Below are 11,931 nucleotides of genomic sequence, written 5' to 3'. Positions count from 1 at the left end.
ACGTTTGTATATACTGAGTGCGACAGGTATTTTTTATCTAGTATAAAAATCGTAATGAGTTTTTTATTTACAACTTCGATTATTACCCTCCACCTCTTTTTATGTTATATTTTCCATTAGTTATCCTGATAATTTTGTTTTCTGAATTTATCAGTTCAAGATCAAAAGTACCATTGATATCAAAAATGGTTTGTTCATACCATTTACCCGTAAAAAAATCAAATACTTTATATGTTGAGTATATTTTACTTGTGTATGTTTGATTTCCAGATTTATAAAAGTAAACGGAGACAGGGTCAATAGGAATTCCATTTAAAGTAAGTTGACATTGGAATAATTGATCAAGATTATTGTGTACAGGGCTAAAAAAAGTGCAATTGGTATCCTTAAAAAGTATAACACCACCAAAAATATCGGGTCTATTGATCCAAATGAAATTGTCTAATGCAATCCATGGATGTTCTGGCCCAACTACTCCGCCTGTTCCGTTGTTGAATTCACCTAAATCGTATTGTTTACCGTTATAAGTAAAACTAAAATAACTTTTAGGAATTTCTGTGTTATCATCATTCGTATCACAAGACGTTAAGAAAAATTGTATTGTATATATTAATATGATGTAAACGTAAAATATAGATTTCTTCATGTTTCAATATATTTAGTGTTTTTCTATGATAATTATTGCAGAAAAATATAATTGATATACAAATAACAAAATTAGGAGTCTAACCTAAAAGAGATTGTTGATTATGTTAATTGAGGGGGTAGGGCTTTATTAGTCTATAAATTTATGAATTAAGACGTTTTAAATTAGTGTGTTATGTTTTTTGTTGTGAAAAAGTGGATTTGTTTAATGGCTTTTTTTATTTCTACTTATTTAATTCTGTTACCGATGCTGATGTGGCTATTGCCGCAGCAGAAACCAGTTGTCGTCATCAAATTTTTGATGTTACCAGCCGAAAAGCACAGCATCTCGTATCAATTTTAAAAAGCTGTTAAGGCAAAAAAGAATAGTTTTTTAGACTACATTGTTTTTTAGTTGATCGCTGGTTTTATTTTTCAAAAACAACTTCATCAGCAGTTGCACCCAATTCAATCAATAAATTGCTGATGTTTTTTACAAAAGCAGATGGCCCACAGATGTAAAAATGTTGACTGAAATCGGCAATATTTTCTATCAGGTATTTACGGTCTATTCTTTTACCCACAAATCCGGTGACGTTTTCCCGGGTAAAGATATTTATGAAATCATCGTTGAGCATTTCCTGTAATTCCTCAGCAATGATGACATCTTCCGAGGTTTTATTGGAGTAGATGAGTCGGTTTCCTTTTAGTTGGTTTTTTTGGTACAAATCCCTGAAAATAGCAATAAAAGGAGTGATTCCTGCACCTCCGGCAATAAATATTCCCGGTTTTTTGTATTGGATAGCACCCCAAACATCGCGAATAATCAATTCGTCACCTTTGTTAACACGGCCTAACATGGCAGTAACCCCTTTATGGTCGTTGTAAATTTTAATTATGAATTCGAGATGGTTCTCCTCTCCTAAACAGGTAAATGTAAAAGGTCTTAATTCATCTTTCCATTCCGGCAGATTGATGGAAACTTCTGTTGCCTGACCGGGAATGAAATGATATCCTTCCGGTTTTTCAACAACAAAACGTTTTACATCATGGGTGATAAAAACAGCTTGCAAGACTTTAACAACATAGTTATCCATGGTAATTGTTTTTTGATGGTTAAACTCAAGTGGATACCAAAACTTTAAAAACGAGTATTAAATTTACGAAAAAAATGATTAAGTTTTGTGAAATTACAAGTGGTTAAGTGGTTGTTTTTTAGATTTATAATTTGTTTTTTAGTTGGTTTGAGAATCCAGAACACTCTGATTTACCACAATCGTTAGCGTAATTTTGTTATGTATTGGGATTGTGCCCACAAATTATAATAATTCAAAAAAGTTTTAACCGCAAAGTGCGCAAGGTTTTTTCTATTGCTTGTGTTGAGAAACCGCAAAGTATACAAAGCTTTGCGCACTTTGCGGTTAAAAAAAATAAGCAATTTACACCATATCTTCCGGTTTTACCCAGGCATCAAAATCCTCAGCAGTTACATAGCCTAAGCGAACTGCTTCCTCTTTAAGAGTTGTGCCGTTTTTATGGGCGGTTTGCGCTATTTCGGCGGCTTTATAATATCCTATTTTAGTGTTTAATGCGGTAACCAACATCAACGAATTATCTACTAATTCTTTGATACGTTTGTAATTCGGTTCAATGCCTTGAGCGCAATGTTCGTCAAAAGAAACACAAGCATCTCCAAGCAATCGAGCCGATTGCAGGAAGTTGGCAGCCATCAAAGGCTTAAAAACATTCAATTCGTAATGACCTTGCATGCCTCCAACGCTGATGACAACATCATTCCCCATTATTTGAGCGCAAACCATAGTCAGGGCTTCGCATTGGGTGGGATTTACTTTTCCGGGCATGATGGATGAACCGGGTTCGTTTTCAGGAATCAGGATTTCTCCAATTCCCGAGCGTGGTCCCGAAGCCAGCATTCGAATATCATTGGCAATTTTATTTAAAGAAACAGCCAGTTGTTTTAATGCACCATGCGATTCCACAATAGCATCATGAGAAGCTAAGGCTTCAAATTTATTTTCGGCGGTTACAAATGGAAGTCCTGTAAATTGAGCGATGTATTCAGCCACTTTTACATCATAAGCTTTGGGTGTGTTTAACCCTGTTCCGACTGCTGTTCCGCCTAAAGCAATTTCGGATAAATGGGCTAAGGTGTTTTTCAGTGCTTTTAATCCATGATTTAATTGCGCTACATAGCCTGAAAGTTCCTGTCCTAAAGTCAATGGAGTGGCATCCATTAAATGGGTTCGACCAATTTTTACCACTTTTTTGAATTCATTTGCTTTAGCATTGAGTGTATCACGCAATTTTTCAACTCCAGGAATTGTGATGTCAATAACAGCTTTGTAAGCCGCAATGTGCATGGCAGTAGGGAAGGTGTCATTAGACGACTGTGATTTATTGACATCGTCGTTGGCCTTGATAAATGGTTCTCCCTGACCAATTTCAAATCCTTTTAGTACCTGGGCACGATTAGCAATCACTTCGTTCAGGTTCATGTTGCTTTGCGTTCCGGAACCTGTTTGCCAAATAACCAAAGGAAATTGTTCGTCTAATTTTCCAGCGAGGATTTCATCACAAACTGCGGCAATGGAGTCTCTTTTTTCGATGGATAAAACGCCCAAATCACAATTAGCATAAGCAGCCGCTTTTTTTAAATAGGCAAAACCGGCAATGATTTCCTGTGGCATCGAGGCTGATGGGCCTATTTTAAAATTGTTTCTTGAACGCTCGGTTTGGGCGCCCCAGTATTTATCGGCTGGGACTTTCACTTCGCCCATGGTGTCTTTTTCAATTCGGTATTTCATAGTTGTTGTTAATTAAATAATTTTAGAAAATAAGTTCTTGATGAAAACTATTGCTATAGCCCTGACCTGTCTGCCGACAGGCAGGTGGAAACGGCATCCTTTTATGTCTTTCTTTAAGACATAAAAGATAGAGTGGACAGCAGGAAGAAGCTCCTAAAAACAAAAAGTAGCTTAAATGTACGCATAAATGTATTTTTATGAAAATTGAGTGTTGTTTTTATTGCTAAGAAAAAAATTAACTATTACATTTGTGGCTACATTCAAAATTCCGGAAAACATGTTTGAATTTTCACAGTATTTAGGCTTTTTACTTTTCTTAACCATCCTTACAATGGGATTTTGGTTAATGTTTTTCCTTGTTAGTTTCGTATCTTACTGGGTAGGAGGAGCAACTTGGGAAAGATTCAAAGAAAAGAGAGCAAAAAAACAACAATCACTATAAATTTTTGATTGTTCATAAAAAAGGATTCGTGAAAACGAATCCTTTTTTTATTCTAAAAAAATTAAATTCCAATAAAAAAATTCCAAATTCCAACTTTTACATTTTGGAATTTGGAATTTTTTTATTGGAATTTTCTATATATTATCCAGGGAAATCTCCGCCGCCTTCACCGCCGCCATCTCCATTGTTTTTTGGCATGTTTTTGTCTTTGTCTGTTTTTTTCATGTTCAGACGGTAAGTGAATGACAGATTGAATTGTCTTCTTCTAAACTGAAATTCACTGTATGAACTAACACTTGGTAAATTAGTTTCCGATTTCATTCTTCTGGAATTGAAAAGATCACTTACGTTAAATGCAATAGTCGCTTTGTCTTTTAGGATGTCTTTGCTAAAAGCTGTGTTAACCACATAATTTCCTAAGCTTTTTCCCTGAGCTGTATTTCGTGGTCCAAAATACATTCCGGTTAATTGCCAGTCAATTTTGGCAGGAAGTGTTAAACGGGAGTTTAGTCTTGAAAACCAGGAGAAAGTCTCGTTGTTTAAGTTTTGAGTAATTTCTATGTTTTTAGAATTTTCATAAGTATATGATCCCGTTGTTTTAACGTTAGCAAGGTTAAAACTACTGTTGATTTTCCATTTTTTTAGTGGAGTATAGTTTAGGGTAAATTCAAAACCAAATTGTTGCTCCTTAGCTAAATTGATTGGAGAACTTAAAATTACTGGATTGTTTCCAACATATTCTCCTGTTTCTGTACGAACAAATGAGAATACATCTTTAGTGTTTTCAAAAAACATTGAAGTACTGAAAGTGACTTTTTCCCATTTTTTCAGGTATCCTAAATCAAATTTATCGGTGAAAGAAGGATTTAAATCAGGATTACCTCTAAACAAGTTGATGTTACTCGAATAGTTAGTTGCAGGGTTTAAGAAACGTCCTCTAGGTCTTGATAAACGCTTGCTATAACTTAAAGAAAGACTGCTTTCATCTGATATTGCATAGTTTATAAAGGCACTAGGAAAGAAATTGTTGTATTTTTTAGTATTGAAATCATTAGTATCTAATAAGTTCACATTAATTTTAGTGTCTTCCCAACGTAAACCAAATAGGTAAGAGAATTTGTTTAATTTAAAACCATATTGAGTGTACAATGCATTGATACGCTCATTGTATTCTAAGGTATTAGAAAGATAACCATCGATAGGATTTCCGCTATTATCAGTAGTAACATTATATTTGTTATCCAGATTGTTAAAGTTTCCTTTGTAACCGGCTTCAAACTGGCTTCCATTTTCAAAAGGTAATACATAATCAGTTTGTAGCTGTAACTGATTTTGTGTTTGGTTGTTAAAAGTAGTGTTGTATGTAGCTGGGTTTCCACTTCCTATAGTTTCATCGGTAATAAGAGCGTTTTCGTTGTCTTTATTAGTAGCATAAGAGAAATCCATAGTTAACTTATGACCTTTGTCGTTGAAATTCTTTAAGAAATTAGAAGCAAATTCCAAGTCTTTTCCATTATCATCCCCTTCGCTCAAACGGTAACGGGTATTAGTGAAATTATTGTTAGCATCAAATGAGTTGTAGTTTACCAAATCATTGTTAGAACCTCTATTATCACGGTAACTGATAGAGTTTGTCCAAAAAGTGTTAGGAGCTACAGTCCATTCTACTCCTGTTTTGGTAGAAATTCCTTTTCTTAGACGTTCAGTATTCTTGTCTTCATTAGTGTAGCCAATAATGTCTTTATTACTATCTAATAGTTTTGAGTTAGTCAAACCTTTACCTTTGCTTGTTCTGTAATCGTATCCTGTAGAGGTGAAAAAGTTTAATTTTTCGGTTTTGTAATTCAAATTGGTACTTAATCCATAAGTTTCTGGAATTCCAGTTGAAGCAATAAAACTTCCGTTGAAGCCCTGATTTCTACCTTTTTTCAAAATAATATTTAGAATTCCGGCTCCACCTTCGGCATCATAACGTGCAGATGGATTGGTAATTACTTCCACTTTATCAATCGCATCAGCTGGAATTTGACGCAAAGCATCGGCCATATTCAAAGAGTTTGAAGGACGACCATCGATAAAAATACGCACGTTTTCGTTTCCACGCAAACTTACATTTCCTTCAACATCTACCGTAACCGAAGGAACATTTTCCAGTACATCACTTACTGTTCCTCCTTTTACAATCATGTCCTGACCTACATTGTACACTTTTTTATCTAATTTAATTTCGACAGTCGATTTTTCGGCACGAACTACCACTTCGTTTAGTTGCGCTACATCTTCGGCAAGGGTAATAGTTCCTAAATCGGTGTTTTTTTGTATGTCACGTTGATTAAATTGAACTGACTTGAAAGAAATAAATTCAATTTTTATGGTATAGATTCCCGGAGCGACTTCTATGGAAAAATTACCTTTAGCATTAGTAATTCCACCGGCAATAGGCTTTGGATTTTTAGTATCGGTAATGGTTATTGTAGCATATTCAAGGGGTTGTTTGCTTACTTTTTCAATTACTGTCCCTGATATTTTTACTTTTTCTTTAGCAGGGTCTATTACAGGATCTCCTATTTTAGCAAAACTGCTCAGAAAGGTAAAAAGTAAGCTGAGACTTAAAATGAATTTTAATGGTTGACGCATTTTCTAAAATTTTATGTTTGTGTTAGGAATCGAAAAACACAATTTGGTTTAACAGTGATATATTAAATAAATGTTAAAATGACTATTGTGCTTCGAAAAAAGCTTCTATTTTATCGGCTTCTCGGGCTATGATTGCCTTGTTCTCTTTTATGATTATGGGTCTTTCAATCAAAGTAGGGTGTGTTATCATGGCTTGAATTATAGCTTCGTCGCTCATTTCCTGATTTTTAAAATTATCAATCCAAATTTTTTCTTTTTGACGAACTAATTCAATAGGTTTGAGGTCTAATTTTTTTAATAAAGAAGTAAGTTCTTCCTGGGTAGGAACGTCTTCCAGATATTTAATGATTTTATATTCTTGGTTTGAATTTTCTAAAAAAGCCAGACAATTTCTTGATTTTCCACAACGCGGATTATGATATACTTCAATCATGAGTACTATTTTTAAAGTTAGAAACGAGTTTAAAATAAAATAAGTATTTTCGAAGAGGCAAAAATAGCTTTTGAAAGTTAAATAGTACTACTTTAATTCATAAAATAGATGTTTATAGAACAGGGGATTCGTCCGGAGAATAAATTTTGGAAATATTTACTGGGCTCAGTATTTATTATTACTGCTTCTTTTGTAGGACAGCTTCCTTTGTTAATAGCTGTTATTGGAAAAACAATTCTGACAGGAGCCACTTATCCGTCAACCAATGATGGAATTATGCGCTTTTTCGAACCTAATCTGACTTTTTTCCTGCTCTTAATTTCATTTGTATTCGCTTTGGCAGGCATTTATTTTGTGGTCAGGTATTTGCATCAGCAAACATTTCTTTCGGTAACCACTTCCAGAAAAAAAGTCGATTGGAGCAGGATTTTATTTTCATTCGGGCTTTGGGCTGTATTTTCGATTGCGTCTACTATGGTGTTTTATTTTTCAAATCCAAGTTTATATGTTTTAGATTTTAAACCTGTTCCTTTTGCCATTTTGTTTGTTATTGCCGTGGCGCTGGTTCCTATTCAAACCAGTACCGAAGAATATGTGTTTAGAGGATATTTGATGCAGGGTTTTGCTAATTTGGCTCAAAATAAATGGTTTCCTTTATTGATGACTTCGGTTATTTTTGGAGGAATGCACTTTTTTAATCCCGAAGTGGAAAAAATAGGAAATATCGTTTTTGTCTATTATATAGGGACGGGATTGTTTCTGGGAATTATCACTTTAATGGATGAAGGTCTCGAATTAGCTTTAGGTTTCCATACGGCCAACAATCTAATTGGAGCTTTACTGGTTACTTCCGATTGGTCGGCTTTTCAAACGCATTCTATTCTTAAGGATTTGTCAGAACCTCAGGCCGGAATAGATATTATTTTGCCGGTGGTGTTGGTTTACCCGCTGCTTTTATTTATTTTTAGTAGAAAATACCAATGGACGCATTGGAAGGAGAAATTGACAGGAAGAATCGATGTAAAGCACTAATTCATGAAAAAAGTTACTTATAAAAATATTCATAATTTTTTTAAATTCAATGGCGTTCATTTTGATAGTAATGGATTGCGAATAGCCGCTTATTATTTGATAAAAGAAGGAAATGAGCAGGAAAAGGCTATTGGGGATTTTTTACTCGATTGGTTTGATGAGAATCCGTATATCGATTTGAAAACTTCCGGAACTACGGGAGTACCTAAGATAATTCGAAAAAGTAAACAGGCTTTGGTTAATTCGGCTTTAGCAACCGGAGATTTTTTCGAATTAAAACCCGGAGACAGTGCTTTGTGTTGTTTGCCTGTTCAATTTATTGCCGGAAAGATGATGCTGGTAAGAAGCTTTATTTTAGGTTTAGCAATTGATGTTGTTTCACCAAATTCACATCCTCTGGCAACTATTGATAAAGAATATGATTTTGTTGCCATGGTTCCCTTACAGGTTCAGAATTCATTGAACGAATTGCATAAGGTTAAAAAGCTCATTATTGGCGGTGCTAAGATGGCTAATTCTTTAGAAAATAAACTCTTAAATGTTAGCACTAAAGTTTACGAAACCTACGGGATGACCGAAACGATTACACATATAGCCGCTAAGAAAATAGGGGAACGGGCTTTTTCTATTTTGCCCAATGTAAGCATTTCTCAGAATGAAAATGATTGTTTGGTTATTGATGCGCCACAGGTGAGCGAGGAACGTTTGTTTACCAACGATTTGGTTCAAATAATCAATGATAATCAGTTTGTGCTTTTGGGGCGTATTGACAATGTGGTGAATAGTGGTGGTGTCAAACTGATTCCTGAAAAAATAGAAGAAAAATTAGCCGATGCAATTGCGGCTCGTTTCTTTGTAGGTGGTATTCCGGATGCTGATTTAGGAGAAAAATTAGTTTTGCTTGTTGAAGGAGAAAAACAGGAGCTTGACGAATCTATCTTTGCTGTTCTGGATAAATACGAAAAACCCAAGGCAGTATTTTTTGTCCCGGAATTTGACACAACCGAAAGCGGAAAAATCAAGCGAAAAGCCATTTTGACGGCTTTAGAATAGTTTTTATTTGTGCTCTATAATTTCGGCATTCAGTTTGTCCACTTGCAATAAACCAATTTTTTTATTGACTATTTTGATAACACCTTCTTTCTTTAAACTTGAAAGAATACGCGTTACCTGTTCATCAGTAGTTCCGGCAAAATCGGCGATTTCTTTTCTTGAAAGATTGATGTTTAACAGGTTATTAGTGTGACCAAATTTTTTTAGCAAATACAACAAGATGTCGATGACTCTTTCGCGCACATTCATTTGGGCGATTTTTTTGACCCTGTTTTCACTTTTATTCAATTCTTCAGCATAAAAAAGCATCATGTCATAGGTAAACTCAGGAATCGATTTTAGAATGGAGTGCATAACATCATTACTAAAATTGCACAAAACAGTATCTTCAATAGCTGAAGCGGCAATCAAATAACGATTACTGGTTCCAAAACCCCTGAACCCCAACGTATCTCCGTCAGTTGTAAGACGCACAATTTGTTCTTTTCCGTAAATACCTGTTTTTAGAACCTTTACTTTTCCTTTGTATATAAAATAAAGTCCTTGCATAGGAGCACCTTCAATCATGAATTGTTGTCCTTTTTTGCAGGTATAATTGGTTTTTTCTAAAACAAAATCCTGCATCTTTTCCAGATGCAAATGTTTTTTTATAAAACAATTAGCATTGATACAGCTAGTACAGTCGGTAGTAATTCCTCTCATTTGTTCTTTAATTGATGAGTTGAACTCAAGTTTGAATAGAACAAATGTAAGATAAAAATAAGTATAAATACGTATTTTTAAATCAAAATTACTTAGATTTAGATGTTTTTATGGATTTAGAAATTGAAGTGCTGCTTTTTACAGGAATCTTATTTTTTAGATTAAAAATCTATCAGATTCCTATTGTAGTTGTTTTTATTCGAATTCCTCATACATTTTTAGCAACTGATTTACCGTATTCCAGTTTCGGATTGTGGCAATGAGATTCAGTTTTTTCTCGATATATTTTTGATCTAATCTGGTTTTTCCGGCTGAAACAGCATATTTAATGTAAATTCTGTTTTTGTCAATATGAACTTCATCAGGTTTTACAGCACTCATTTTAAGGTCGTGAATTCGGTCTTTGTGTAATTCCATCGATACAAAAGCCACATAGAGTTTTTTAGTATCAACCTCTTTTTCTTTTAGAAAGAGATTGTTATTTAAACAGGATTCTAAATCGGCTTTATTGATTACCACTACAGGAACATCGTGACCAAAGGTTTTGAAGATTTCCTGTTTGATTTTGAAACCTACAGCGGCCGGATTTTCTTCTTCGGTTGTTACGAATACATTTCCAGTTTGGATGTAAGTGGTTACGTTGGTGAATCCAATGTTTTCGAGCATTTTTTGCAAGGCATCCATTTTCATCATGTTGTGCCCAGAAACATTAATACCGCGAAGTAAAGCCAGATGTGTAGTCATAATTGAGTTATTGTAAAAGTAAATTAAGTTGCGCCATATCATCAAATAGCGGAATATTCATTTGCTGTAAAGCATCAAAATTAGCGTAATTTGTAAAACCAAAAACGTCAAAACCTCCAGCTAAAGCAGCCTGAACACCGGCAGGACTGTCTTCGATAATAACGCAATCTTTGACTTCAAATCCCATTGAATCTGCAGCATGAAGATACAATTCGGGATTGGGTTTCCAACTGTTAATGTCGTAAGCACTAAAAATATTCCCCTCAAATTTATCAATCAATTTTGTGGTGGTTAAATTGAGTCTTATTTTATCGGCAGGACCATTGGAAGCTACGCCTATTGGAACGTTCATTTTGGCTAATAATTCATGAATTCCTTTTATAGGTTTCAAATCTTTTTGAAAAGCTTCGAAAGTGCGTGCTCTAAATTCCTCTTCAAAATTAGCCGGCAATTTTTTGTTAGCCAAATCAGCAATATAGTCGAAACAAAATTCAAGTGATTTTCCTAAAAACAATTGGTGTGCTTCGGTTTCATCGATGATTGCTCCATGTGATTTTGCCATGCTCACTAAGGTGCCAATAGAAATTGCTTCGCTATCTACCAGTACGCCATCGCAATCAAAAATGATGCATTTGTATTTCATAGTTTCTTTCAAATTATAAAAGTTCCAATAATTCCAGTGGATGATTGATGATTGATTGAGCACCTTCGGCAACTAATTCTTCTTCTGGTCTGTAACCCCAAAGTACACCTACTGCATGCATATTGGCATTTTTTGCCGTTTGCATATCAATACCAGAATCACCAACATAAAGGAATTCTTCAGCAGAAAAGCCTAAATCTTTGCTGATTTCAATGGCAGCTGCCGGATTTGGTTTTTTTGTTGCCTCGCTCTTTAAACCCATTACAATTTCAAAATAATCAGGGAATAATGTAAGTCCAATTTTCTTGGTCAGCTCATCGGCTTTATTGGATAATACAGCTAATTTGATATTTTTAGATTTTAACTCATCTAAAAGTTCTATAATTCCGTCGTAAGCTATGGTTTTGTTGGTACAATTCTCGCGGTAGTTTGTCATCATGGCTTGAAAAGTACTTTCGATAGTTGCTTCGTTTTTATGGGTTTCCGGAAGTGCTTTGGTAACCAAATTTCGAAGTCCGCTACCTATAAAATCATTAATAACGGCATAGCTATGAGTAGGGAAGTTGCTTTCTTGAAGCACCTTGTTAATCGAATCGGCGATGTCTATAAGTGAGTTAACCAGGGTTCCGTCCAAGTCGAATAGTACTGCTTTAAATTTCATTTTTGTATGTTGATATTGCGTAATAATTTTAACCGCAAAGTTCGTCAAGTTTTTCGCAAAGTTCACAAAGTTTAAAATAAAAAAAAGTTTTACACAGATTTCACTAATTAGCACAGATTTGAATGCAGCTAAATT

The 11,931-nt window shown here is 34.6% G+C and carries 11 protein-coding genes; 2 read left to right on the top strand and 9 right to left on the bottom strand.

Translation table 11 applies throughout. The annotated features are described in order from the left end of the window. Nucleotides 1-82: 82 nt before the first annotated feature. From EOD40_RS08315 to arsC, 5 genes are all read right to left on the bottom strand, one after another. Nucleotides 83-646, bottom strand: a complete 564-nt coding sequence (locus EOD40_RS08315; protein ID WP_128194516.1) for a hypothetical protein — start codon at nucleotides 644-646, stop codon at nucleotides 83-85. A 406-nt stretch (nucleotides 647-1,052) separates the two neighbouring features. Further along, nucleotides 1,053-1,721, bottom strand: a complete 669-nt coding sequence (locus tag EOD40_RS08310; RefSeq protein ID WP_128194514.1) for an FAD-binding oxidoreductase — start codon at nucleotides 1,719-1,721, stop codon at nucleotides 1,053-1,055. A gap of 342 nt (nucleotides 1,722-2,063) precedes the next feature. Beyond that, nucleotides 2,064-3,449 (bottom strand): class II fumarate hydratase, encoded by a 1,386-nt coding sequence (fumC, locus tag EOD40_RS08305; RefSeq protein ID WP_128194512.1) that lies wholly within the window; start codon nucleotides 3,447-3,449, stop codon nucleotides 2,064-2,066. A 583-nt stretch (nucleotides 3,450-4,032) separates the two neighbouring features. Next, nucleotides 4,033-6,528, bottom strand: a complete 2,496-nt coding sequence (locus EOD40_RS08295) for an outer membrane beta-barrel family protein (RefSeq protein WP_128194508.1) — start codon at nucleotides 6,526-6,528, stop codon at nucleotides 4,033-4,035. 82 nt (nucleotides 6,529-6,610) lie between these two features. Beyond that, nucleotides 6,611-6,961 carry an arsenate reductase (glutaredoxin) gene (arsC, locus tag EOD40_RS08290; RefSeq protein ID WP_128194506.1) on the bottom strand — a complete coding sequence of 117 codons (351 nt, stop codon included), beginning with the start codon at nucleotides 6,959-6,961 and terminating at the stop codon, nucleotides 6,611-6,613. 108 nt (nucleotides 6,962-7,069) lie between these two features. Here arsC and EOD40_RS08285 point away from each other — a divergent pair, with 108 nt between their 5' ends. Beyond that, nucleotides 7,070-7,993 (top strand): CPBP family intramembrane glutamic endopeptidase, encoded by a 924-nt coding sequence (locus EOD40_RS08285; protein ID WP_128194504.1) that lies wholly within the window; start codon nucleotides 7,070-7,072, stop codon nucleotides 7,991-7,993. Nucleotides 7,994-7,996: 3 nt separating this feature from the next. Continuing rightward, nucleotides 7,997-9,046 (top strand): AMP-binding protein, encoded by a 1,050-nt coding sequence (locus EOD40_RS08280; protein WP_128194502.1) that lies wholly within the window; start codon nucleotides 7,997-7,999, stop codon nucleotides 9,044-9,046. A gap of 3 nt (nucleotides 9,047-9,049) precedes the next feature. On the opposite strand, the gene EOD40_RS08275 is transcribed toward EOD40_RS08280, so the two are convergent. From EOD40_RS08275 to EOD40_RS08260, 4 genes are all read right to left on the bottom strand, one after another. Next, nucleotides 9,050-9,748 carry a Crp/Fnr family transcriptional regulator gene (locus EOD40_RS08275; protein ID WP_231129598.1) on the bottom strand — a complete coding sequence of 233 codons (699 nt, stop codon included), beginning with the start codon at nucleotides 9,746-9,748 and terminating at the stop codon, nucleotides 9,050-9,052. Between the two features lie 195 nt (nucleotides 9,749-9,943). After that, entirely contained in the window at nucleotides 9,944-10,492 is a 549-nt protein-coding gene (locus EOD40_RS08270) for a DUF1697 domain-containing protein (protein ID WP_128194500.1), read from the bottom strand. Between the two features lie 7 nt (nucleotides 10,493-10,499). Further along, nucleotides 10,500-11,135: an HAD family hydrolase gene (locus tag EOD40_RS08265; RefSeq protein WP_128194498.1), complete on the bottom strand. Its 636-nt coding sequence runs from the start codon at nucleotides 11,133-11,135 to the stop codon at nucleotides 10,500-10,502. A 13-nt stretch (nucleotides 11,136-11,148) separates the two neighbouring features. After that, the gene (locus EOD40_RS08260) at nucleotides 11,149-11,796 is read right to left on the bottom strand and encodes an HAD family hydrolase (protein WP_128194496.1); all 648 of its coding nucleotides are present in this window, start codon (nucleotides 11,794-11,796) and stop codon (nucleotides 11,149-11,151) included. Nucleotides 11,797-11,931: the final 135 nt, after the last annotated feature.

This window comes from Flavobacterium sufflavum (genome assembly GCF_004016525.1).
Classification (GTDB): domain Bacteria; phylum Bacteroidota; class Bacteroidia; order Flavobacteriales; family Flavobacteriaceae; genus Flavobacterium; species Flavobacterium sufflavum.
This window is presented reverse-complemented; position numbering and strand designations above follow the sequence as displayed.

Coding starts and splice junctions, on each gene's coding strand:
- EOD40_RS08315 (WP_128194516.1), bottom strand. CDS start 646: ATGAAGAAATCTATATTTTACGTTTACATCATATTAATATATACAATA.
- EOD40_RS08310 (WP_128194514.1), bottom strand. CDS start 1,721: ATGGATAACTATGTTGTTAAAGTCTTGCAAGCTGTTTTTATCACCCAT.
- fumC (WP_128194512.1), bottom strand. CDS start 3,449: ATGAAATACCGAATTGAAAAAGACACCATGGGCGAAGTGAAAGTCCCA.
- EOD40_RS08295 (WP_128194508.1), bottom strand. CDS start 6,528: ATGCGTCAACCATTAAAATTCATTTTAAGTCTCAGCTTACTTTTTACC.
- arsC (WP_128194506.1), bottom strand. CDS start 6,961: ATGATTGAAGTATATCATAATCCGCGTTGTGGAAAATCAAGAAATTGT.
- EOD40_RS08285 (WP_128194504.1), top strand. CDS start 7,070: ATGTTTATAGAACAGGGGATTCGTCCGGAGAATAAATTTTGGAAATAT.
- EOD40_RS08280 (WP_128194502.1), top strand. CDS start 7,997: ATGAAAAAAGTTACTTATAAAAATATTCATAATTTTTTTAAATTCAAT.
- EOD40_RS08275 (WP_231129598.1), bottom strand. CDS start 9,748: ATGAGAGGAATTACTACCGACTGTACTAGCTGTATCAATGCTAATTGT.
- EOD40_RS08270 (WP_128194500.1), bottom strand. CDS start 10,492: ATGACTACACATCTGGCTTTACTTCGCGGTATTAATGTTTCTGGGCAC.
- EOD40_RS08265 (WP_128194498.1), bottom strand. CDS start 11,135: ATGAAATACAAATGCATCATTTTTGATTGCGATGGCGTACTGGTAGAT.
- EOD40_RS08260 (WP_128194496.1), bottom strand. CDS start 11,796: ATGAAATTTAAAGCAGTACTATTCGACTTGGACGGAACCCTGGTTAAC.